This window comes from Gordonia sp. 11cp (assembly GCF_057767225.1).
In genome coordinates, this window is sequence record NZ_CM173437.1 from 840,307 (window position 1) to 862,455 (window position 22,149).

Sequence of the window (22,149 nt, forward strand, 5' to 3'; positions counted from 1 at the left end):
CAAGAAGGACGACTTTGGATATCGACACAGTGCGCTCCCAGGCGATCTTGGTCGTCGGCGCCACCGGCGCTCAGGGCGGAGCGGTCGTCGACGCGCTGCTTCGGGCCGGCCATACCGTGCGAGCTCTGGTCCGTGACCCGGCCTCGCCGTCCGCGACCGCCTTGGCCGCCCGAGGCGTCGACCTGCGACCAGGCACCTTCGATGATCAGGCGTCGATCCGAGCCGCGGTGACGGGCGCCGAGGGCGTCTTCTCCATGCAGATGCCCCCGCGTCCCACAGATCTGGACAGCGAACGTCGCGCCGCCGACCTACTGGTCCGCACCTCGGTCGACTCCGGCGTCCGGACGATCGTGCATTCCTCGGTCGCGCGGGCCGGCGACCACGAGAGCTTCGTCGGCTGGGCGGAGGAGCGGTGGTGGCCGGGTTACTGGTTGGGCAAGGCCGCGGCGAACGATGCGGTCCGGTCGAGTTCAGTCGAACGCTGGACGATTCTCAAGCCCGCGTTCATGATGGACAACTTCATTCCGCCGAAGGTCGACTCGATGTTTCCCCGGATGCGCTCGGGCCTCATCACCACGGCACTCGACCCGGGCACCCGCCTGGACCTCATCGCCGCCGCCGACATCGGGCGGGTCGCCGCCGCCGCCTTCGACGACACGTCGGGCCGCTATGACCGTCGTGAACTGGACCTCGCCGCGGAGTCGCTCACCATGTCCGAGGTCGCGGCAACCATCTCCGGAGTCACCGGTTCGACCATCACCGCCCAGCACCTCTCGCTCGAGGACACGATGGCCGCGGGCACACACCGCGGCGTTGCCGAGAGCCAACTGTGGGCATCGGTCGAGGGTTATCGGGTCGACCTCACGCAGGCACGGGAACTCGGGCCGGACCTGCAGCGCTTCGAGGACTGGGCGCGCGATCACGCGCTGCGGTTCGCGGTTCCGACCAACTGAAAGGGCCGGACTCCGCAGCGACTCACGGACGCGACAGTGCGATGGCGTCGTCGAAGGCGGCGTGGATGATCTGCCCGATGTCGGCTGCAACCGCGGTCGCCTGCCACTCCCAGAGTGCTGCCGCGAGACATCCGACCGCGAGGTTTCCCAGCAACACATCGGAGCGCTCGGGAGCGGTCCGTTCTCGTTCGCCGGCGAGCTGCCGGGCGAGAGCACGCTCCCAGCGACGACGCATCCGCATGCTGCGGGACTCGAGCTCCCGCGTGGTCATCACGAGCCGAGTCAGGCGTTGCCCCTCCGAGGAGTCGTCGTCGAGCAGCCCGGAGCCGAACAGCGCTATCGGCGCGGCGAGCGCAGCGAGGGACCGCGCTCGATCATCGCGGCCGGCGACATGCGAGACCAGCTCCTGCACCGCGTCGGACTCGTTGGTAAACAACACCTCTTCTTTGGAGGGGTAATAGCGGAAGAACGTGGCCCGCGAGATACCCGCCTGCGCCGCGATCTCGTCGACGTTGGTGTTGTCGTAACCCTGTCGCTCGAAGAGCTCGAGGGCGGCCGTCTCGATGTCGCGCCGAGTCCTGGTCCGATTTCGCTCACGCAACGACGCCATGTTCTTGTCTCCTGTTCCGCCGGCCGCAGAGCCGCTGCGTTCTTGCCGCGCCGACGATAGCAACGATGCTCCCGAGGGTAGCGCCGGTCGGCGCCGTCAAACCAAACATTGTGCGACTCAGTCTCAGTTTGATACTCTAACTCACGTACGGCCGAGTCGTCAGCTCGGCCGCCCATCCAGCCCAGCACCCGGAGGTGAATCATGGCGCTCATCGAGAACTCAGTGGGAACTCTCCCGTACCTGATGACCGACTTCGACCAACATTCCTACGAAGCGCCCGACGCGTTCACGCGTTTCATGCCGAAGAACAAGCTGCACACCGCCGTCCGGCCGATCGAGGCACCCGGTTACGACCGCAAGGTCCTGCTGGCCAACGACCGGATCGTCACCGCACTCGAGGCCGACCTCGACCAGGCATACGTGCCGGGATCTCTCGTCGAGATGCTCAAGCAGCGCGCCTCGGGCAACGCCACCGACGCCGAGCGGTTCTACGAGCCGATCCAGCCGGAATACCTGAACAAGGACAAGCGGCTCGTCCAGCTCCGGGAACAGCAGATCGAGAAGGCGATCATGTACCCCGGTGGATGGGGCCTGCTCGCCGAGGCCTACCTCGACGGCATCGATCCGCTGTACGACAACCTCGAATCGTTCAATCGCTGGATCGACGAGGACTGGGGCTTCGCGTACAAGGACACCATCTACGCTCCGGCCATGCTGTCCCTGCGCGACCTCGACCGCGCCTGCGCCGAGCTCGACCGCGTCCTCGACGCCGGCGCCCGCTTCATCATGCTGCCGGCCGGACCCGCATACGGACGCTCCCCCGGTGACCCGTACTTCGACCCGTTCTGGGCTCGTATCAACGAGGCCAAGGCCGTTGTCACGTACCACATCTCGGAGTTCCACTACCAGGCCAACGTCGCCTCGCACTGGGGCTGGGGCCTGGTGCCGCCGTTCCAGTTCTCCGCGTGGCAGTGGCAGAACACCTACGGTGAACGCCCCATCACCGACACGTTGTCGGCCCTGATCTTCGACAATCTGTTCGGCCGCTTCCCGAACATCAAGATCCTGGTCAGCGAGTTCGGTGCCGAGTGGGTGCCTCACTTCATCCGTCACATGGACAAGAGCCGCGGCATGGCCCGAAACGGCCGCTGGCTCGGCGGCCAGCTCAGCGAGCGTCCGAGCGCCGTGTTCAAGAAGCACATCCGCGTGGTGCCCTACCCCGAGGACGACACCATCGGCATGGTCGAGAAGCTCGGCACCACCGAGTGCCTGGTCATGGGCTCGGACTGGCCACATGCCGAGGGTCTGCGCGAGCCCGCCGACTTCTTCACCCGCGTCGAGGGGCTCGGCGACGAGAAGCGCCGGCTCTTCCTGCGTGAGAACGGGTTGAACCTCATCAACGGCACCTAGACCCGGCGAGCACACCCACCCAGCGGCGCTCGTCGGTGAGATCACCGTCGGGCGCCGCCGGCGTCGTATCTCCTGGCTCTCGGAGATCGTTCTCGCCCAGCTTGGGCTATATAGTTATATGATTTAATGGATGGCGAATCCCGTCGTCAGAGTTACAGCAATCATCGAGAGGTCGCACGGCCATGATCGGACTCGTCCCCGAAGTCACACCGCTCCCGTCGGACACCGAGGAACTCCGTGCCGCGGTACGGGACTTCGTCCGGTCGGACCGCGCGACCCACGGATGGGAACCACGCGTCGACTCCTGGATCTCGTCGTGGGACCCGGGTTTCAGCCGCCGGCTCGCCGAGCGCGGTTGGCTGGGGATGACCGTCCCCGAGGAATTCGGTGGGCACGGCCGCTCGCACATCGAGCGCTTCGTCGTCACCGAGGAGCTGCTCGCCCACGGGGCCCCGGTGGCCGCACACTGGGTGTCCGACCGTCAGGTCGCGCCCGCACTGGTCCGCCACGGAAACGCGACGCAGCGCGACCGATACCTGTCGAGAATCGTCGCCGGCGAGTGCTATTTCGCCATCGGGATGAGTGAACCGGAGGCCGGCTCGGACCTGGCCGCGGTGCGGACCCGTGGCGTGCGCGCCGATGGCGGGTGGGTCGTCACCGGTACCAAGGTGTGGACGTCGGGCGCGCATCACAGCGAGGCATTCTTCGTCCTCGCCCGCACGGCCGACCTCGACACGGCGCACCGGCACGAGGGTCTGAGTCAGTTCCTCATTCCTCTCGATTCCCCGGGAATCGAGATCCGGCCGATCAAACTCCTCACCGGCCAGCACCATTTCAACGAGGTCGTGCTCGATCGCGTCTTCGTCCCGGACGAGATGGTCGTCGGTGAAGCCGGTGCAGGATGGCGGCAGGTCGGTGCCGAACTCGGATTCGAGCGCAGCGGTCCCGAGCGCATCCTGTCGCCACAGCCGCTGGTCGATGCCACCGCCGAACACCTCGCCCGTCCCGAGGTCGAGGTCGACGACGTCGCGCTGGCGGCCCTCGGCCGGATCGTGGCCGACCTGACGTCGCTCCGCCTGCTCTCCGGGTCCGTGGCCCGCGCACTCTCCAACGACGAGAAGGCCGACCTCAGCGCGGCGGTGGTGAAAGAGATCGGCACCGCCTATGAGCAGCGGGTCGTCACCGAATGCGCCCAGCTGCTCCCCGATGTCTTCCCGGATCCAGAGTCACCGGATCTGTTGCCCCGGCTCCTGGCCGAGGGCCTGCTCCACGCACCCGGATTCACGCTGCGGGGCGGAACAAGTGAGATTCTGCGCGGCGTGATCGCGCGGGGATTGGGACTTCGATGACTTCCTCTGGGACCACCATGACGGGCGCCACGACATCGCCGTCCGGCAGCGACGAGCTCGCGGCCCTCCGCGAACTCGCGGACGATCTGTTCGGCTCCATCGCCGATCCCCTGCTCAATGTCCCGGACCTCGTGCTGCCGTACTCATCCGACACCTGGCGCCTTCTGTCCGAGTCGGGACTGACGCTCCTCACGACACCCGAATCGGCCGGTGGCAGCGGGGCTCGCGTCACCGATTCCGCCGTCGTCCTGGAGCGCTCGGGATACCACGCGCTACCTGCTCCCCTGGCGGAGACCGACCTGCTCGCCTCCTGGCTCCTGGCCCGGTGTGACGCCGACATACCGACGGGACCGATGACGGCGGCGATCGTCTCGACGTCGAGCTCAGACGCGGCCACGCTCGATCCGACTCCCTGGTTGCGGATCGCCGACCACGTGGTCGTCGCCGGTCCGGGAATGATCGCACTGGCCGCCGTCGACAAGGACTCGGTGATCCCGGCGGGCGATCTCGCGGGACAGCACGGGGGACGACTACTTCTCCAGCCCGACGCCGTGAACGTCCTCGACGACTCGGCGGATGTCCGGGACGAGTTCATCGTCCGCGGTGCCTGGGCACGGTCGGCACAGATCTGCGGAGCACTCGAGCGCTCCCTCGACCTCGCGATCGCCCACGTGACGCAGCGGCAACAGTTCGGTCGCCCCATCGGGAAGTTCCAGGCGGTACAGGAGCTCATCGCGCGGTCGGCAGGTGCGTTGACCACCGCCAAAGCGGCTTCCGCCCATGCCACCGCGGTCGTCGAGGCCCATGGTTTCGACTCGCCGATCGCGCGAGATGCGGTGGCAGTCGCCAAGATCCAGGCCGGCCATGCCGCGGCGTCGGTGAGCCGAGACGTCCACCAAGCCCATGGAGCGATCGGGTTCACCCTCGACCACCAGCTCCGCCATTTCACGTCCCGGGCCCTGGCCTGGAACCGGGACTTCGGTCTGCCCCTCTTCTGGGAGAAGGAGCTGGGTCGCCGCGCACTCGAATCGGGGGACACGCTGTGGGAGTTCGTCGTTCGACGATGACCCGCCCACACCCGCTACCTCGGATCGTCAGCACGTCAGAAGGAGTACACAGATGAAAAGAAAGATCTTCGAACCGGAGCACGACGAGTTCCGGGCGACCGCACGCTCGTTCTTCCAGACCGCGTGTGTGCCGCACACCGAGAGGTGGGAAGAGCAGGGTCACGTCGACCGAGATGTCTGGCTCGAGGCAGGCAAACTGGGTCTGATCGGGTGGGAGATGCCCGAGGAGTACGGTGGCGCCGACATCCAGGATTTCCGGTTCAACGCCATCCTGAACGAGGAGTACCACGCCACCGGCTCGGTGGGCATCGGCCTCGGCGTGCAGAACGACATCCTCTCCGGATACTTCCGCGACCTCACCACCGAGGAGCAGAAGAAGCGGTGGCTGCCCAAATACGTCACGGGCGAATACATCACGGCGATCGCCATGTCGGAGCCCGGCGCAGGGTCGGACCTGGCGAACGTCAAGACCACGGCACGGCGCGACGGTGACCACTTCATCATCGACGGCGCCAAGACGTTCATCTCGAACGGGCTCCTCGCCGACCTCGTCGTCGTCGTCTGCCGGACCAACCCGGACGCCGACAAGCCACACAAGGGAATCAGCCTCATCGTCGTCGAGACCGGCATGGAGGGTTTCACCCGGGGTCGCAAACTCGACAAGATCGGGCAGAAGGCCGCCGACACGGCGGAGCTGTTCTTCGACAGTGTCCGGGTACCGGTCGAGAACCTGTTGGGTGAGGAGAACCGCGGCTTCTACCACCTGATGGGCAACCTGCCCGCCGAACGCCTGGGGATCGCCATCCACGCGGCCGCTCAGGCACGGCGCGCGGTCGAGCTGTCGAGCACTTATGCCCACGAGCGCAAGGCATTCGGCCAGGAGATCGGTTCGTTCCAGGTGAACCGGCACGCTCTGGCCCAGATGACCGTCGAGATCGATGTCATGCAGACCTACATCGACCAGTGCATCCTCGGCGTCAACTCGGGAGAACTCACCGCCGAAGAGGCCGCCGGCGCCAAGTGGTGGGCCACCGAGACACAGTGGAAGATCATGGATCGCTGCCTGCAGCTGCACGGCGGATACGGCTACATGAACGAGTACGAGATCGCGCGCCTCTGGCGCGATGCGCGCGTCCAGCGCATCTACGGCGGCACCAACGAGATCATGCTCGACCTCATCGGCCGCAAGCTCGGATTCTGAGCATCGTGTGACACCGGCTCGCCGGCCGTGAACCGGTGTCGACGTCAGCCCTCGCGTACCCACGCGAGGGCTGACTCGTTTTCACCGGCGTTTGCGCGCCGCGGCCGTCGACCCGGACCCACGAATCACTTCGGACTCGGTGGAGGGGCCAGCAACCGCCCCAGAGCGGTCAGCAGGTCGGCAGCACTGGCCTCCGGGGACGGCCCGGTCGTCGACGTCAGCCACTCCAGCGCGATCTCCATGAAGCCCCCGAGCAGGAATGTCGTCAGCGCTGCCCGATCGGTGTCCGTCAGCCCCTCGTTCGTCCCGGCGAGCTCGTCGACCACCGCTTCGGAAGGACGGCGCATACGCTGCCTGAGCTCGGTTCCGCATCGCTGAGATGCGATGCTGGGGTGGATGTTTCGGTAACCCACGGTGTTCTCGCCCACAAAGCGCATGAGGCTTTCGATCTGTTGTCGAGGAGGATCACCGGGAAGCACCCGGGCATCGAGGTCGTCGACGATCGCCGCGACGACCGCGTCGTCACGATCGGCGAAGTGCTGATAGAACGCCTGGCGGCTGGTTTCCGCACGCCGAACGATGTCGCTCACCGAGATGGTGTCGATGGAACGCTCCTGCACCAGCTCCCATGCGGCGGTCTTCATGAGCTGCCTCACGCGCTCGGCCCGCGGATCGGAACTCTTGGATCGGCTTGTCATACACGTCACTCTAGTTCGATTACACCTGTCTACGAAATCCTGTTATCGTCGGTCATCAGACAGCCTGCGATCCGCGGGTTGGCAGGGCGACGTCGGTCCACCGGACGGGTCTGTCCCTGAATCCTTTTCGACAGCTCTGACGAACTCATTCGAGGTTGCAATGACGAATACGACCGAAGCCGTGCGGTCAGGTGACGACGCGCCGCCGACAACCGACCCGCCCGCCTCCTCTTCCGGATCGAAGAAGCTCTTTCTCGGCGCGATGGTGTTCCCGCTGTTCATGATGCTGTTGATGCCATTGCTCTACAGCTGGGGCCTGCACTCGCCGTCCCCGAACGACATGAAGGTCGCCGTGATCGGCGAGTCCGCCCAGTCACAGCAGATGGCCGGCGCACTCAGCGCCCGGTCCGACGGAGCGTTCGCGGTGTCGACGGTGCGCGACCCCGCCGCGGCCCATGACGCCATCGACCGGCTGGAGATCCGGGGCGCATGGGACCCCGCGACCAACAACGTCTACGTCGCCTCGGCCGGCGGGCTCATCGCGAGCACCGCCGCAGAGGGATTCCTGAAAGAGGTTGCCACATCCCAGAATCCGGGCGCACCGCCCAACGTCATCGACGTCGTACCGCCGACGAGCGACGATCGGTTGGCCAATACCGTGCTGTTCGTCGGCATCGCCGCGATCCTAGGCGGGTTCACGCTGACCACAGTGCTCAGGATGGCCGTCGGGACGCTCAGCCTGCGCGTCGAATTGCTCCTTCTCGCAACGATCGGGGTCGCGCTGGCGGTGATCCCACTGTTCATCGCGTACTCGTTCTACGGGACATTCGATCAGGGCTTCGTCAAGGTCGGATTGCTGCTGTACGCAGGGGTTCTGACGGTGGGTTGTTTCCATCTGGGCGCACTCAGGCTCATCGGCCCCGCGGCCGTGGTACCGACGATCGCCATCATGGTGCTGTTGGGAATCCCGGCGTCGGGAGCTGCCGTTCCCGCCGAGATGGTGCCCGGCTTCTTCGGCACCCTCAGCCGCATTCTCCCGACTCCCGCCCTACTCGACGGTATGCGTAGGGTCGTCTACTTCCCCGACTCCGGACTCGGGGCGACGGTGTCGACACTCGCGCTCTGGGTGCTGGTCGGCGCGGCGATGATCGGTCTGGCCGCGCTTCGCCACACGGACGATCCGGACGCGGGCACTCGCCATCAGCGGGGACTCCGTCACTACTTCGGCGACAACCACACCGCGTCGCCTGCCCAGATGGCACGCCGCAAACAGCTCATCGGCGGCGGCGTCCTGCCCCTGTTCCTCGTCACCGCGTTACCGCTGCTGTTCATCGGCCTGTTCCACAACCCCACCCCGCACGACATGCGAGTGGCCGTGGTGGCCGAAGACGCGGCCGCGGGCGAGAAGTCGGTGGCCGGCATCCAAGCGGTCTCCGGCGACTCCTTCGAGTTCAGTTACGTACCGGATGCCGAGGCGGCCCAGGACGAACTGCGCCGGCTCGACATTCGCGGCATCTACGATCCCGAGTCCGGAGAGCTCACGGTCGCATCCGCCGGCAACGCCCAGAGCACCCAGGTGGTGACACGCACTTTCACGGAGGTGGCAGCGCAGAACGGGCGGCAACTGAAGATCGATGACATCGCACCGTTGCCGCACAGCGATGCGCTCGGTTCCGGCGTCCTGTTCATCGGACTCGGGGCGATACTCGGCGGATTCCTCAGCGCCGTGGTGGCATTCCTGCTCGGGGGTGCGCTGCGACGCAGATGGCATGTCGCCGCCGTGTTCACGATCTCCGCGATCACAGCGATCACCCAGGTGCTCATCAGCTACCAGTGGCTGGGCATTCTGCACGCCAACGAGTGGCAGGTCGCCGGAGTACTGTTCCTGATCGCGGTGACCTGCGGGCTGATCCAGCTGGGCGGCTCGTATCTGATCGGCCCCGGAATGCTGCTCGTCAGCCTGCTCGTCCTCATATTCCTCGGGGTGTCAGCATCCGGGATCGCGGTGGGGATGGACATGGCCCCGGCGTTCTATCGTGCAGTGCATCCCGTGCTGCCGACGTCGAACGGGTTCGAAGGTCTCAAGCGCTTGGCGTACTTCGACGGCGCGGCCGTCTGGTCGAATCTGTGGGTGGTGTTCGCGTGGCTGGCAGTCGGCGTGGCGCTCACAGTCGGAGGTTGGCTACTCCGACGCAACCAGCCCGCACCCGCCAACCCCATGATCAACCTGGACCGCGAGCACTGAGCGGACCAGTGCGGGATCGGCGTCTCTGACATGAGCGCGACAGGGCTCCGGCCTTGTCGCGCTCATGTGCCGCGTCGATCGTCAGGCGGTGGGTGTCGGCCCCACCCGACGGATGAGCCCTTCCTGTACCACCGAGGCGACGTGCCGGCCCTGCCTGTCGTAGAACTCGCCCCGACAGCTACCGCGCCCACCGCTTGCAGTCGGCGACAGATGATCGTAGAGCAGCCAGTCATCCAGACGGACCGGCCGATGGAACCATACGCAGTGGTCCAGCGAGGCCATCTGGATGCCGGCGTGGGACGAGGGGATCCCATGCGGCAGCACCGAGGCGGAGAGGATGAAAAGGTCGGCCACACAGGCGAGTAGCGCGCTGTGCGTGGACTGTTCGGGACCGAGATCCCCCATGGCCCGCATCCACGTCTGCACACGAGAGCCGAGTCCACTCGTCGTCGCGGTGGCGGTCACCTGATCCTGTGGCACCACGCGGATGTCCAACGGCCCCCACTCGAGGTAGAACGGCGGCCAGTTCCCCGGTTCGGCGTGGTAGAGGTCGACAACGGAGGGCAAGCCCTCCGGCCCGGGAGCAACCGGCGCGGGCATCTGGTGCTCATACCCGTCCTCCGGGCGATGGAACGACAATCGGGCGCTGAAGATCAGCTTGTCCGACTGATACGCGTCCACGTCGCGATTGGCGAACGAGCGGCCGTCACGGGTTCGCCGGACGACGAATCTGATCGACTCGTCGGCGCGCCCCGCGCGGAGGAACTGGCACTGGAGAGAATGCACCTCGGCACCCCGGTCCACGGTCCTCGAGGCGATGGCCACCGCGAGCCCCGCGACCTGTCCCCCGAACACGCGCGGCAACTCGTACCGCATGGGCCATGCCTCGAACGTCGACTCGTCGATCTGGTCGGCTCGAAGCAGATCCGTGAGGTCGGTCAGGGTTTGCGTCAATGTCCACTCCTCGGCTCGATCCCCCACAATATAACCTAATTGTTTATCTGATTAGGCGCTGCACGGCCATCCGCCTGCCCGGGCGGTCGAAACCGAGGTCGGGCCCGGGTGACACCGAAGCGTCCCCCGGGCCCGACGTCCCCTCACTCGAATCCGTCAGTCACTCGAATTCGTCAGCGACTCGGCGGGACGAACAGACTGGGATCATCGACGATCTGGTAGTCCGAGAGGTCCCCGTTCTCGTCGGCGGTCGCCACGATGCCCGCGGAACTGCAGACGTTCGGCGACAGCGGGAAGGCCTTGCCGTTGCACTGGAACATGATCCCGTTGGTGAGCGGGTACTCCTGCGCGGGTGCGGACTTCATCCCCGCGGCCACCGTCTGAGGGGTGAGATCGGTGACCTTCGCCGCGTTCATCGCACGCGCGAATGCCAGAACCGGGGCCCAGCCATATCCGGTGTTGGAAGTCACCTCGGTGCTGTCGGAGTACTTGGCCAGTGCGGCTGTCAGCAGTTTGACGTCCTCGGTGGACGGATCGAGGTTCGACGTGGTGCCGACCTTGATGCCCTCGTAACCGCCCGGGATCGACTCACCCGCTCCTGGCTGGACACAACGGTCGATCGCCACGATCTCAGCATCCGGCGCGACGGAGCGAATGGACTTGAACACCGGCGTGCAGAAGTCCGGCGTACCCAACACCGAATACAGGCCGGGCTTGTTCTTGTTGGCCGCTGTGATCTGCGGGGTGGGGTCCGGGGTGCCCGGCGGGATCGCGACGACCTCCGCCTTCGCACCCGCGTTCCCGAAGGTCAGCTTCCCCAGTTGGTTGGCACCCGCGACGGCCGCCGGCACGTCGATGGACACGATCGCGGCCTGCGTGATGTTGTTCTCCTTCGCCAGCGCCGCGGGGGTTCCGAAGATCGAGGCCGTTCCGTTCATGAGCCCGAAGACACCGGGCGTCTGCAGCGTCTTGGGCGATGAGGTGAAGTGCAGGACCATCGGCACGTTCGCTTTGGTCAGCACGTCGACGGTCTGATCGACCGTACCCAGGGCGCCCTCGATCACGGCCGGCACGCCTGCGCTGACCATCTGGTTGGCGCAATCGGTCGCCGTCGCCGGATTGCCCTGCGCCTCACACACCTTCAGGTTCACCGGATGGCCGTTGATCCCACCCAGATAGTCGTTGATGTAGCTCGCCGCCACTTGAGCGGACCGGATCTCCTCGGTGTTGTCGTACGCGGCGGCCTTGCCCTCGCTGATGAAACCGATCGTGACCGGGGTCCCGGTGGCCTTGTTCGGCGTACCCAGAACCGATTCGTCGACTGTCGCCGACGACCCCCCTGCCGGCTCGTCGGTCGATGTGCAACCGGCGATCCCGAGGACCGCGACCGCAGACAACGACGCGACAGCAACCAATCTCCGTTGTAGCGAGCGAGTTCTCATTCCATCCTCCTTGATTTCCCTACGATTCCCGTCGTGGGTTGCGCAGTGGTGTGAGTGCCCGTCGGCCGGTCGGCCTCGGGCGGGTGTCGATTCAGAAAGTGCTGCCCAGGTAGACACGTTCCAGGCGATCGGGATCGGTCACGAAGTCGGACGCGCGCCCTCGATCCCGGACCTCCCCGTGGACGAGGACGAGGACCTCGTCGGCCACCTCGAGGGCGAGATGGACGTGTTGCTCGACGAGAACGACCACAGCGCCGAGTTCGTCGGCGATCCGGCGGACCACCGGCAACAGGTCCTCCACGATCACCGGCGCCAGACCCATGCTCATCTCGTCGATGAGCAGAACCTCGGGGTCCTGTACAAGTGCCCTCGCGACCGCGAGCATCTGTTGCTCGCCACCGGACAGCGCGCCTGCGGGAACATGCTCACGGCGGCCCAGGCCGGGGAACAGGTCGACGATGTCGTCGAAGGTCAACCTGTCCGACGAATGAGCCACCCGGAGGTTCTCGCGGACCGTCAGCCGGGTGAAGAGCGCCCTGTCGTCGGGCACCAGGACCACGCCGCGCTTGTTCGCCAGCCGGGCACGCCCGGATGGCAGACGGGTTCCGTTGAGCAGTATCTCGCCGTCCAGCGTGGGCAGGAGCCCGGCCAGCGAGGAGAGAAGCGTGGTCTTGCCCGCACCGTTCGGGCCCAGGAGTGCGAGGATCTGCCCCCGGCCCAGCGACACGTCGATGTCGCGGGCGACATGCACAGTGCCGTAACCGACTCCGAGCGAACGACATTCGAGGACCGGAACGGACGACGTCCGCGCCCCGGCATCCTGTCCGGATGCGATGACCTCAGCCATGGGTGGCCGCCTTTCGTCCCAGATAGGCTTCGGCGACGGCCGGATGAGCCGACACCTCACTCGGTGTGCCACAGGCGATCACGCTGCCGAAGTCGACGACATACACGAGGTCGCACGCGCCGAAGACGAGATCCATGTCGTGGTCGACCATGAGGATGCCCACCCCGCCATCGCGGATGGCGCGCAACCGCTCGCCCAGCCAACGGCTCTCGGTGGTGTCGAGGCCGCCGCCCGGCTCGTCCAGGAGCAGGACCGCGGGGTCACCCGCCATGGCGCGCGCGATGGAGACCAATTGCCGCTGTCCTTGCGACAATTCACCTGCGGGTCGATCCCGGTCACCCCACAGCCCGAGCCGTGAGAGCAGATCGGCCAGCCGCCGCTGGGCGTCCGCGTGCTTCTCACCGTCCGAGGTCTGTAGCCCGACCGTCACGTTCTCCAGGACGGACATGTCCTCGTACAGCTCGATCGCCTGGAACGTGCGGCACAGACCGTCGTGCACACGCCGGTGCGGAGGCTTCGCAGTGATGTCGGCGCCGTCGAGCAACACCTCGCCGTCGCACTTCGCGAACCCGCTGATCGCGTCGATGACGCTGGTCTTGCCCGCACCGTTGGGGCCGATCAGTCCGACCAGCTGGCCCGCCCCGACACTCAGTGAGACCTTGTCGACGGCGGTGACGCCACCGTAATGGACGGAGAGATCCCGTAATTCGAGAACAGTCCGCTCTTCCAGGGCCGTCGCCGTCGGCACCGGTGCCGGCGCGTTCTCCGGTTCGGCCGGACGATCCGCATCATCGGTGTCCTGCGGATGAGCCGCGGCCCGAGATGCTCGATACCTGCTCCACCAGGCTTGTGGCGGCCCGACGATCCCCTCCGGGTTGAGGACCACCGTCAGGATGAGCAGAAGGCTCATGATCGCCGGGTACCAGTCGCCGATTCCCACGGCCTCGTCGATGGCGATGTACAGCACACCGTTCGCAGCGATGAAGCCGGCCAGCAGACCACCCGAGGTCGACGTCGCACCGGCCAGATAGACCGTCGCGAAGAATGCCACGGACGCCATCGCCGAGAACGCCTCGAAGGTGACCGTCTGTTGCTGGTAGGCGAGGAGCGATCCGCCGAGTCCCGCGAGGAAGGCCCCGATGGTGAACGCGAGGACCTTCACCCGCACGACGTGCACGCCGGCGGCGGCGGCGGATTTCTCGTTCGCCCGGACCGCGAGCATCTGCGAGCCGAGTCGGCTCCGCCGCAACAGCGCGACCCCCACGCCGGCGGCGACGAGGACGACCAGACACAGCAATCCGAAGGTCACCCGCGGATACTCCTGGCCCACTCCGATGCCGAGGTCGAGACCGAACAGCTGCGGGGACGGCACCACGACGCCCGAGGACCCGACCACGTCGGCGTTGCGGAACCAGATCGCCTCGACGGCGAACGCCATCGCCAGCGTCACCACGGCGACCGCGAGTCCTCTGATCCGCAGGGCCGGTAGTCCGATGAGGAGACCTATCGCCGCGGCCACGGTGGCCGCCAGCAGCGGCGACCACGGAAAGCCCAGGTGCCAGTGCTGCGTGATCGGGCCGACCAGGAATCCGGCCACGCCCGCAATCGTCAACTGCGCCAACGACACCTGGCCCGCGTAACCGGTGACGACCACGATCGACAATGCGATCACCGCCATGATCAGCGACAGGATGAGGCCGGCCCGCAGACGTTCACTCAAGAGCAGCAGAGCGACGACGGTGGCGATGCCGAGCACGATCGCCGGGACGGTGATGTGGTTCGGCCGGGGAGCCTTGCCCAGGTTCTGCAAGACGATCGCCCCGCGCTCGGGGAGTGGTTTCGACCGGAGGAACAAGACCGCCATGATGAGGACCAGGGGGACCAACTCGGGCAGACCCGACCCCGGTAGGAAGTCATACGAGCTGGCCAGGTTCTGGACCCAGGACTGCAGCATCCCGATCGCCAGTCCCGCAGCGACCGCGACGATCACCATGTCGAATCGCGCGAGAACCGCCGCGGCCAGCGCGGGCACGATGAAGAGCGTGTATGCGATCGGCACGACCGGGACGATCGGCGTGATCAGGATGCCCGCGAGCCCGGCCACCGCCGAACTGATCACCCAGTTGAGCGCCGCGAGGCGGTCCGGGGACAGTCCGCTGACATAGGCGCCGCGCTCGGTCTCGGCCGCCGCGCGCGTCGCGAGTCCGAAGCGGCTGTACCTGAAGGCCAGCCAGAGCAGGACCGAGACCGCCAGGATCGTGCCGGCGAAGTAGATGCGGTCCAGCGGGATGGCAGCGTCGCCGAGTCGCCAGAGCCCATCCGGGAAGATGCCGGTCGCGGTCACCGCGGAGGTACCGAAACGGACCACGAACAGAGCGGCGATGAACAACGAAACACCCAGCGCGGCAACGGCCTTGGCAACCGCGGGCGCGGTACGGAGCGGACGGAAGACGACGACGTACAACAGGAGGCCGAGCACTGCACACGCCCCCACGGCGACGAGGGCAGCCGGCACGAAGTCCAGCCGGTAGCCGATGTCGACCGTCGCCGGGAGCCCTGGCACCGGGATGATCAGCTGCCCCATGCGCAGGTACGCGTACACGTATGCACCGAACAGCGCGATCGAGCCGGTGGCGAAGTTCACGACTCCGGAACTCCGGTAGGTCAGCACGATGCCCAGCGCCAGCGCGCCGTAGACCGCCCCGCTGCCCAGCCCGAGCAACAGGAACGTGAGCTGTTCGGTCATCGCGTACACCTCGCCGGTGCGGGATGGGCCGTCCGGGTAGGACGAACGAGTGTCATGAAGTCTCCGTATACATATGAATCAGATAACTGATTCATATGTATAGTGACTCAGCTCACGAAAGGCAAGGTTCGTTACTCAAGCTCACTATCTACGGCACGGAATCGGGGTGCCGGGTCACAACATCAGGTCGGCGATCGACACGTTGACGCCGGACCGGCGGAGGTGTTCGCCGGTCGCGAGTATCTGCCTGCGCCACAGCGCCGCGGCGTTCGCGGCGTCACCGGCCTCGATCAGCTCCACCAACCGGTCATGGGCACGAATTCCGCGCAGCGAAGCACGGTTTCGCTCCTGCGGGGACTCGGCGGCACCGACGAGATACCTGTGGGTGGCGCTCTCGATGACCGTGCGGAGTATGTCGATCACGACCAGGAGCGTCTCGTTACCCGCCAGCTCGACGACCTGGCGATGGAACAGGTTCTGCAACTCGAGGAGCCGCTCCGGCTCGCCGGTGGCCTGCTTCTCCGCGGCCACGGTCTCCCGTAACCGGGCGACGTCGTCGGGGTCCCGGTTGTCGGCGAGCGCCGCCGCACACGGCGCCTCGAGAGCGCAGGCGGCGGCGAACACATCGGCGACGGTCACCGAACGGAATTCCAGGACCATGGCCAGGTAGCGCGCGGAGGTCTCGACCTTGGGGGTCCGGGCGCGGGCGCCGCGGCGGGAGCCCCGGGGGATGTCGATCAGCGACTCGGCCTCGAGCACGCGCATCGCTTCGCGCAGAGTCGGGCGGGAGACCCCGAACTCGTCGAGGAGATCGCGCTCCGGGGTGAGTGCGTCACCGTCGCCCACCTCGCCGAGGATGATCCGCCGCCTCAGCTCCGCGGCCACCTGGTCGGAGGCCCGGTCCGCACGCCGCCGCGTCGACGGCGCATGCTCGAAAGGCGTCACGCGTTCACAGTAACCGGGCGGATGCCCGCAGCGGGGGTGCGTGGTCGCCTGTCGACCCGGGCATCCCCGTGCGGTAGCCGGCAGGATCAGCCGGACTGCCGGGCGCCGGCCATCAAGTCGGTGAGGTCAGCCGCGTAGGGCGCATGCGAGAGCAGGCCGCCGTCGACGGCGATCACCTGGCCGGTGATGAACCCGGAGCGGTCCGAGGCGAGAAAGACCGCCGCGTTGGCGACGTCGTCCGGCGACCCCAACCGAGGTGTCAGATGCTGCCGCAGCATCAGATCCCGCATCGGTCCCGCCGCCCACGTCGACTCGGTCGCCGGGGTGACGATCAAGCCCGGTGAGATCGCGTTGCAGCGGAGGCCCTGCTTCCCGTACTCCAGCGCGACGTAGGTCGTCATCCGCACGATGGCGGACTTGCTGGCACCGTACGCCGGGTGCCCGATGTCACCCGTCATCCCCGCGTCCGACGACGTGTTGATGATGGAGCCACCACCGCGCGCAATGATATGGGGTGCAGCGAGTTTCGTGCACAGCATGGTGCCCCGGACGTTGATCCGGAAGGTGTCGTCCCACACCGACGGATCGGCATCGGCGATCGGCTGGTCTCGCTGACCGGCGAGGTGGGTGGCCGCGGCGTTGTTGAACACGACGTCGAGGCCTCCGCCGAAGGAGACCGCCGACGCGATCATGTCGGCGATCGAGTCCTCGTCGCCGAGATCGAAAGCGACGGCACCCGCTCGACCGCCCGCCTCCGTGATCCCGTCCGCGACTTCCTGCGCCGCTTGCTGATTCAGATCGGCGACCACCACCGTGGCCCCCTCCAGCGCGAACATCCGGGCAGTACGCGCACCGATCCCGCTGCCACCACCCGTGACGATCGCGACCTTGTCCTTCAGCTCATCCACCTGTTCGGGCTCCTTGTCTCATGCACCGCAGTGCGGCCGGTCCGGTGCGGGTTCCCACCCGGCTCAGAAGGTCACCCGGCTGATGGTCTCGGCCACCAGAGCGGGCTTCGTGATGCCGTCGATCTCGAGGGTCTGGGCGACGATCATCTGCAGCGATCCGTTCGGCAGCGACTCCGCCTCTTTCAGCGTGGCGTGCAGGCGGACCCGCGACCCGGCGGGCACCGGGTTGATGAACCGAACCTTGTTCGATCCGTAGTTGATTCCTATGGCAGCCCCCTGGATCGTGTAGATCTGCCAGCCGAGCATCGGGAGGAGGGAGAGCGACAGGTACCCGTGGGCGATGGGTCCGCCGAACGGGCTCTCGGCGGTCGCCCGCTCGACGTCGACATGGATCCACTGGTGATCGCCGGTCGCCTCGGCAAAGGTGTTGATCCGCTCCTGGGTGATCTCGACCCAGTCAGAGGTGCCCAGCTCGGTACCGACGGCGCCGAGGATGTCCTCGGTCGAGGTGAATGTACGCATTCGATTGCTCTCCTTAGGTGTTCGACGGCGCGAGGCCGACCAGTTGCGCGATGCGGGCCCGGTGCTGATCGGGCGATCCGAACAACGCCCGGTCGAGCTCGGCCCGTTTGAAATAGAGGTGAGCCGGGTGCTCCCAGGTGAACCCGATCCCGCCGTACATCTGGATGCTCTCCGCCGCGACGTGGTACAGCGCTTCCGAACAGGTGACGTTGGCGATGGATGCGGCGAGGGAGAGGTCGTCGGCGTCGCGCTCGACGGCGGTCACGGCGTAGACCACGGCCGACCGCGACTGTTCGAGTTCGACCAGGAGATCGGCACAGCGATGTTTCAACGCCTGGAATGAGCCGATCGGACGGCCGAACTGGTGCCGCATCTTCAAGTACTCCACGATGCCGTCCAGGACCGCCGACGCTGCGCCCACCTGTTCGCACGCGAGGGCGACCGAGGCGATGTCGGAGAGCCGGGACAGGGCAGGGATCGCGGCCCCCTCGACGCCCAGCAGCCTGGCGGGCGCGTCGTCCAGGACGAGTCGCCCGAACGAACGGGTCGGATCGACGCCGGCACGCGGGTGCACGACGGCAGCGGAGTCGCGGAGATCGACGACGAAGAGCGAGAGTCCTGACGGCGCGGTCGCCGACACGACCGCGAAGTCGGCAGCGGGGGCAGCGAGCACGAACTCCTTCACCCCGGTGACCGTCCATCGACCGTTGCGACTGTCGGCACGGGTCCCGCCACCGTCCACCAGGTCGAGGCCGGTGTCCGAGACCGCAACGGTCGCCAGCACATCGCCGGAGGCCATCTGCGGCAACAGCTCTGGGCTCAGAACCGGATCGTCGGCGCCGACGATCGCGTACGTGGCGAGCACGCTCGACGCGAGAAACGGCGACGGGAACAGCACGCGCCCGGCTTCTTCGAGGATCACCGCGAGTTCCCCGAGTCCGAAACCGACACCGCCGTACTCCTCCGGAACGGCCAGCGCCGGGGCACCGATCTGTCCCGAGAGCGCCAGCCACGCATCGTGATCGTGGCTTTCACCGCTGTCGATCAGCCTCCGGACCTGCGCTTCCGCCGAGTACTTCCCGACGAACGCCCGCATGACGTCGCGGAGCGCGCCCTGCTCTTCTGTCGGTGTCAATGCCACAGTGTGCCTCCGGTCGCACCTCGTTGCGCTGTCGGACCCTGGAAAGACATGCCGCCCGCGCAACATCCGGTCATGCCGAACCCACCAGTCGATGCTTGCGCAGTTTGCCCGTCGGCGTCCGCGGCAACGAGTCGACGACGCGGATCTCCCGCGGGATCTTGAACCCCGCCAACGTCTTCCGACAGAACTCCGTCAGCCGGGCGGGTACCTCGGCGGCCGCCGTGCCCGGCCGGAGCTCGACGAAGGCCACGACCCGTCGTCCCATCTCCGCATCCTCGAGCCCGACGACTGCGACGTCGAGCACGTCGGGATGAGTGATCAGCGTGTCCTCGATCTCGCGCGGGTACACATTGACGCCGCCGGTGATGATCAGGTCGGTGCGTCGGTCCGCGATGTAGAGGTAGCCGTCGTCGTCGAGCCAACCCATGTCACCGACCGATGCCCTACCCCTCGAATCGAAGGCTTCGGCGGTCTTGGCCTCGTCCCCGTGATAGCGGAACTCTGTGCCACCGCTGAACCAGATGACCCCGATCTCACCGGCCGGCAGCGGATTGTGGTCGTCGTCGAGTATCTCGGGCGTCCCCAGCAGTGGACGACCGACCGACCCCGGCCTCTCGAGCCACTCCTGCGAGAAGATGCTGGTCGCTCCGGCACCCTCAGTCGACGAGTAGAACTCGAAGAGGATCGGACCCCACCACGCGATCATCTGCTTCTTCACCTCTATCGGACAGGCCGCGGCGGCATGCACCGCCACGCGATGACTCGAGAGGTCGTACCGGTCGCGCACCCGGGGGTCGAGTTTGAGCATCCGGACGAACATCGTGGGCACCCACTGACTGTGGGTGACGCGATGACGTTCGATGAGTGCCAACGCCTCGGCGGCGTCGAACCCGCGCATCACGATCACGCTCGCGCCGTGGCGCAATGCGCCCATCGACCAGGCCAGCGGGGCTGCGTGGTACAGCGGTGCCGGGCACAGATACACATCTCCGGGAACGAGCCCGAGCAAGCCGGACAACCACTTGCCCGGCAGATCCGGGTAGGTCCCGAAGTCACCGCCGGCCAGCTTCCGCTCGATTCCCTTCGGCCGCCCGGTGGTCCCCGACGAATACAGCAGGAAGTCACCCTCGGCCTGATCGTCGATCGGCGACGCCGGATACGACTCGAGATCGAGACGGGCCCAGCCGTCGACGTCGACCGCGTCGACGCTGAACTTCCGGGCATTCGTCCCGGCGACCAGATCGAGGCATTGCGCCGACGAGATGACGACCGTTGATCCGCAGTCCTCGACGATGTAGCTCGCCTCCGGCGCGGTCAGGTGTGTGTTGACAGCGGCGTAGTACAGGCCGCTGCGCTGTGCCGCGAACGCGAGAACGAGTAGTTCGAGCCGGTTCTCCAGCACCAGAGCCACGGTGTCCCCGATCCGCAGGCCCTGTGACCGCAGAAAATGGGCGCCCCGATGCGACAGAGCCTCCAACTCTCCGAAGGTGATCGTCTCGCCGCCCGGCTCGAGGACGAGCGCGGTCCGATCAGACCATTCGGGAGAGAAGATGTCCGTCGTGGATGTCATCGGACCAGGATCGTGACTGCCCCGGTTCCCGGCGACCCGTACAGATGGGTGTAGCCGACCTTCGGGATCTCGGGCACCTGCCGGTCACCGGCCTGCCCGCGCATCTGGAGGACCACCTCGTGGATCTGTCGGAGCCCCGACGCCCCGATGGGTTCCCCGTTCGCGATCAGCCCGCCGTCGGTGTTCACCGGCAGGGCGCCGCCGATCTCGGTGTGCCCGTCGGCGATCAACTTCTCCTGATCTCCGTCCGCGCAGAACCCGTTCTCGGCCATGTGCATGATCTCGGAGCCGGCGTCGGTGTCCTGCAGCTGCGCCACACCCACGTCCGCCGGCGCGACTCCGGCCGCTTCGTACGCGGCTCGCGACGCGTCCACGGACGGACTCGGGGCCCCGGTGATCGGCAGCGACGGTGCCTGCATCTCGAAAGCACCCTCCCGACGCGTGCGCAGCACCGACGCCGCCACCCGGATCGGCGTCTTCTGATACTGGGCTGCTCGATCCGCACGGCACACGACGATGGCCGCGGCGCCCTCATCCGGCGCACAGTACATGTACTGCGTCAGAGGGTAATTGAGGTACGGCGCGGCCAGGATCTCGTCCTCGGTCAACGGCTTCCGGCGCCAGGCCAGCTCGTTTCGCGCACCGTTGCGGAGGTTCTTCGCGGCCACGCGCGCGAGCGTCTGCGCGGAGATGCCGTGGTCGTGCATGTACCGGTTGATCTTCATCCCGAAGAAGTGGGTGGTGAGGAACAGCCCGGTCTGGGCGTACCAGTCGGGCAGACCGAGAACGGAGGGATCCGCGGCGAACGCCCCCTTCGGATGCTTGTCGAATCCGACGGCGACAGCGATGTCGGCATCTCCGTGCTCGACCGCCTTGACCGCCATCGACAGCGCGGTGTTCGCCGTGGCGCACCCGTTGAACACCCCGTACACCGGAATGCCCGAAAGCCCCACCTTCGCGATCACCGAGTCGGGGTTCGAGACCTCCAGGCTTCCGGCGAAGCCGATCTGGACGTCCGACCACGCGATCCCGGCGTCGTCGAGAGCCGTCTTGAGTGCATGCGCACCCATGTCCAGAGCCGACTTCCCGGGGAAGCGGCCGAACGGGTGCATCCCGACGCCGATGATTGCCGCATCTGTCATGACTTCTCCTCGATGAGGTCGGCGGGCGCGAAGGCGAAGGTCTCGCCACCCGCGAACGGGATCGTCACGACCTTCATGTGGGTGCCGATCGCGAGGGTCTCCGGATCGCAGGTCGTGAGCCGGCCCTCGACCAGCAGGCCCTCCGGGAACTCGACGTATCCGACACCGTAGGAACGGAACTCGCCGTCGCGGACCGCGGGCGGGGACGGCGGGGGGAACTCCTGGCTGGTCCAGGTGAACAGCGGCCCCTCGGGGCTCAGTTCGTGGATTTCCTGTCCGGGTTCGGCCGGGAACACCAGGTAGTCGGAAATCGACGACGTGGAGGCCAGCAGATGGACGCCGTCGTCGTCCACTCGGTACAGGTCTGACGGTGAAACGAAGTCTGCCATGGTCTAAAGA

At 66.7% G+C, this 22,149-nt stretch carries 19 protein-coding genes; 6 read left to right on the forward strand and 13 right to left on the reverse strand.

Going from position 1 to position 22,149, the window contains the following annotated elements; all coding sequences use genetic code 11:
• The first annotated feature begins 14 nt into the window (after positions 1-14).
• Positions 15-953 (forward strand): NmrA/HSCARG family protein, encoded by a 939-nt coding sequence (locus tag AC3B6C_RS03515; RefSeq protein ID WP_488374953.1) that lies wholly within the window; start codon positions 15-17, stop codon positions 951-953.
• 22 nt (positions 954-975) lie between these two features.
• On the opposite strand, the gene AC3B6C_RS03520 is transcribed toward AC3B6C_RS03515, so the two are convergent.
• On the reverse strand, positions 976-1,563 hold the full coding sequence (locus AC3B6C_RS03520) for a TetR family transcriptional regulator (RefSeq protein ID WP_488374954.1): 588 nt from the start codon (positions 1,561-1,563) through the stop codon (positions 976-978).
• Between the two features lie 201 nt (positions 1,564-1,764).
• Here AC3B6C_RS03520 and AC3B6C_RS03525 point away from each other — a divergent pair, with 201 nt between their 5' ends.
• The 4 genes from AC3B6C_RS03525 (at position 1,765) to AC3B6C_RS03540 (ending at position 6,590) form a co-directional block, all read left to right on the forward strand.
• A complete protein-coding gene (locus AC3B6C_RS03525; protein WP_488374957.1) occupies positions 1,765-2,973 on the forward strand; it encodes an amidohydrolase family protein in 1,209 nt (402 codons plus the stop codon).
• Positions 2,974-3,155: 182 nt separating this feature from the next.
• Entirely contained in the window at positions 3,156-4,322 is a 1,167-nt protein-coding gene (locus AC3B6C_RS03530; protein WP_488374958.1) for an acyl-CoA dehydrogenase family protein, read from the forward strand.
• Positions 4,319-5,389: an acyl-CoA dehydrogenase family protein gene (locus tag AC3B6C_RS03535; RefSeq protein WP_488374959.1), complete on the forward strand. Its 1,071-nt coding sequence runs from the start codon at positions 4,319-4,321 to the stop codon at positions 5,387-5,389. Before AC3B6C_RS03530 ends, AC3B6C_RS03535 begins: the two co-directional genes overlap by 4 nt.
• A gap of 52 nt (positions 5,390-5,441) precedes the next feature.
• Entirely contained in the window at positions 5,442-6,590 is a 1,149-nt protein-coding gene (locus AC3B6C_RS03540; RefSeq protein ID WP_488374960.1) for an acyl-CoA dehydrogenase family protein, read from the forward strand.
• 125 nt (positions 6,591-6,715) lie between these two features.
• On the opposite strand, the gene AC3B6C_RS03545 is transcribed toward AC3B6C_RS03540, so the two are convergent.
• Positions 6,716-7,288: a TetR/AcrR family transcriptional regulator gene (locus AC3B6C_RS03545; protein WP_488374961.1), complete on the reverse strand. Its 573-nt coding sequence runs from the start codon at positions 7,286-7,288 to the stop codon at positions 6,716-6,718.
• A gap of 160 nt (positions 7,289-7,448) precedes the next feature.
• Between AC3B6C_RS03545 and AC3B6C_RS03550 the strand changes: the two genes are divergently transcribed.
• On the forward strand, positions 7,449-9,533 hold the full coding sequence (locus tag AC3B6C_RS03550) for a hypothetical protein (protein WP_488374962.1): 2,085 nt from the start codon (positions 7,449-7,451) through the stop codon (positions 9,531-9,533).
• An 81-nt stretch (positions 9,534-9,614) separates the two neighbouring features.
• Here the strand turns inward: AC3B6C_RS03550 and AC3B6C_RS03555 are convergent, their stop codons facing one another.
• The 11 genes from AC3B6C_RS03555 to AC3B6C_RS03605 form a co-directional block, all read right to left on the reverse strand.
• Entirely contained in the window at positions 9,615-10,487 is an 873-nt protein-coding gene (locus AC3B6C_RS03555) for an acyl-CoA thioesterase (protein ID WP_488374963.1), read from the reverse strand.
• A gap of 173 nt (positions 10,488-10,660) precedes the next feature.
• Positions 10,661-11,929 (reverse strand): ABC transporter substrate-binding protein, encoded by a 1,269-nt coding sequence (locus AC3B6C_RS03560; protein ID WP_488374965.1) that lies wholly within the window; start codon positions 11,927-11,929, stop codon positions 10,661-10,663.
• A gap of 91 nt (positions 11,930-12,020) precedes the next feature.
• Positions 12,021-12,776: an ABC transporter ATP-binding protein gene (locus AC3B6C_RS03565; RefSeq protein WP_488374966.1), complete on the reverse strand. Its 756-nt coding sequence runs from the start codon at positions 12,774-12,776 to the stop codon at positions 12,021-12,023.
• Entirely contained in the window at positions 12,769-15,522 is a 2,754-nt protein-coding gene (locus AC3B6C_RS03570) for an ABC transporter permease subunit (protein ID WP_488374967.1), read from the reverse strand. The genes AC3B6C_RS03565 and AC3B6C_RS03570 overlap by 8 nt, the downstream gene beginning before the upstream one ends.
• Positions 15,523-15,696: 174 nt before the next feature.
• Positions 15,697-16,467 (reverse strand): FadR/GntR family transcriptional regulator, encoded by a 771-nt coding sequence (locus tag AC3B6C_RS03575; protein WP_488374968.1) that lies wholly within the window; start codon positions 16,465-16,467, stop codon positions 15,697-15,699.
• 86 nt (positions 16,468-16,553) lie between these two features.
• The gene (locus AC3B6C_RS03580; RefSeq protein ID WP_488374969.1) at positions 16,554-17,375 is read right to left on the reverse strand and encodes an SDR family NAD(P)-dependent oxidoreductase; all 822 of its coding nucleotides are present in this window, start codon (positions 17,373-17,375) and stop codon (positions 16,554-16,556) included.
• A gap of 63 nt (positions 17,376-17,438) precedes the next feature.
• Entirely contained in the window at positions 17,439-17,897 is a 459-nt protein-coding gene (locus AC3B6C_RS03585) for a MaoC family dehydratase (RefSeq protein ID WP_488374970.1), read from the reverse strand.
• 13 nt (positions 17,898-17,910) lie between these two features.
• The gene (locus AC3B6C_RS03590) at positions 17,911-19,038 is read right to left on the reverse strand and encodes an acyl-CoA dehydrogenase family protein (RefSeq protein WP_488374971.1); all 1,128 of its coding nucleotides are present in this window, start codon (positions 19,036-19,038) and stop codon (positions 17,911-17,913) included.
• A 70-nt stretch (positions 19,039-19,108) separates the two neighbouring features.
• Entirely contained in the window at positions 19,109-20,608 is a 1,500-nt protein-coding gene (locus AC3B6C_RS03595) for an AMP-binding protein (protein ID WP_488374973.1), read from the reverse strand.
• Positions 20,605-21,750: a thiolase family protein gene (locus tag AC3B6C_RS03600; protein ID WP_488374974.1), complete on the reverse strand. Its 1,146-nt coding sequence runs from the start codon at positions 21,748-21,750 to the stop codon at positions 20,605-20,607. Before AC3B6C_RS03600 ends, AC3B6C_RS03595 begins: the two co-directional genes overlap by 4 nt.
• Positions 21,747-22,139, reverse strand: a complete 393-nt coding sequence (locus AC3B6C_RS03605) for a Zn-ribbon domain-containing OB-fold protein (protein ID WP_488374975.1) — start codon at positions 22,137-22,139, stop codon at positions 21,747-21,749. Before AC3B6C_RS03605 ends, AC3B6C_RS03600 begins: the two co-directional genes overlap by 4 nt.
• Positions 22,140-22,149: the final 10 nt, after the last annotated feature.

Excerpts from the sequence above, each read along its gene's own strand:
- AC3B6C_RS03600 (WP_488374974.1), bottom strand. The coding sequence starts at position 21,750 with ATGACAGATGCGGCAATCATCGGCGTCGGGATGCACCCGTTCGGCCGC.
- AC3B6C_RS03585 (WP_488374970.1), bottom strand. The coding sequence starts at position 17,897 with ATGCGTACATTCACCTCGACCGAGGACATCCTCGGCGCCGTCGGTACC.
- AC3B6C_RS03605 (WP_488374975.1), bottom strand. The coding sequence starts at position 22,139 with ATGGCAGACTTCGTTTCACCGTCAGACCTGTACCGAGTGGACGACGAC.
- AC3B6C_RS03530 (WP_488374958.1), top strand. The coding sequence starts at position 3,156 with ATGATCGGACTCGTCCCCGAAGTCACACCGCTCCCGTCGGACACCGAG.
- AC3B6C_RS03565 (WP_488374966.1), bottom strand. The coding sequence starts at position 12,776 with ATGGCTGAGGTCATCGCATCCGGACAGGATGCCGGGGCGCGGACGTCG.
- AC3B6C_RS03570 (WP_488374967.1), bottom strand. The coding sequence starts at position 15,522 with ATGACCGAACAGCTCACGTTCCTGTTGCTCGGGCTGGGCAGCGGGGCG.
- AC3B6C_RS03595 (WP_488374973.1), bottom strand. The coding sequence starts at position 20,608 with ATGACATCCACGACGGACATCTTCTCTCCCGAATGGTCTGATCGGACC.
- AC3B6C_RS03525 (WP_488374957.1), top strand. The coding sequence starts at position 1,765 with ATGGCGCTCATCGAGAACTCAGTGGGAACTCTCCCGTACCTGATGACC.
- AC3B6C_RS03540 (WP_488374960.1), top strand. The coding sequence starts at position 5,442 with ATGAAAAGAAAGATCTTCGAACCGGAGCACGACGAGTTCCGGGCGACC.
- AC3B6C_RS03535 (WP_488374959.1), top strand. The coding sequence starts at position 4,319 with ATGACTTCCTCTGGGACCACCATGACGGGCGCCACGACATCGCCGTCC.
- AC3B6C_RS03550 (WP_488374962.1), top strand. The coding sequence starts at position 7,449 with ATGACGAATACGACCGAAGCCGTGCGGTCAGGTGACGACGCGCCGCCG.
- AC3B6C_RS03520 (WP_488374954.1), bottom strand. The coding sequence starts at position 1,563 with ATGGCGTCGTTGCGTGAGCGAAATCGGACCAGGACTCGGCGCGACATC.
- AC3B6C_RS03560 (WP_488374965.1), bottom strand. The coding sequence starts at position 11,929 with ATGAGAACTCGCTCGCTACAACGGAGATTGGTTGCTGTCGCGTCGTTG.
- AC3B6C_RS03545 (WP_488374961.1), bottom strand. The coding sequence starts at position 7,288 with ATGACAAGCCGATCCAAGAGTTCCGATCCGCGGGCCGAGCGCGTGAGG.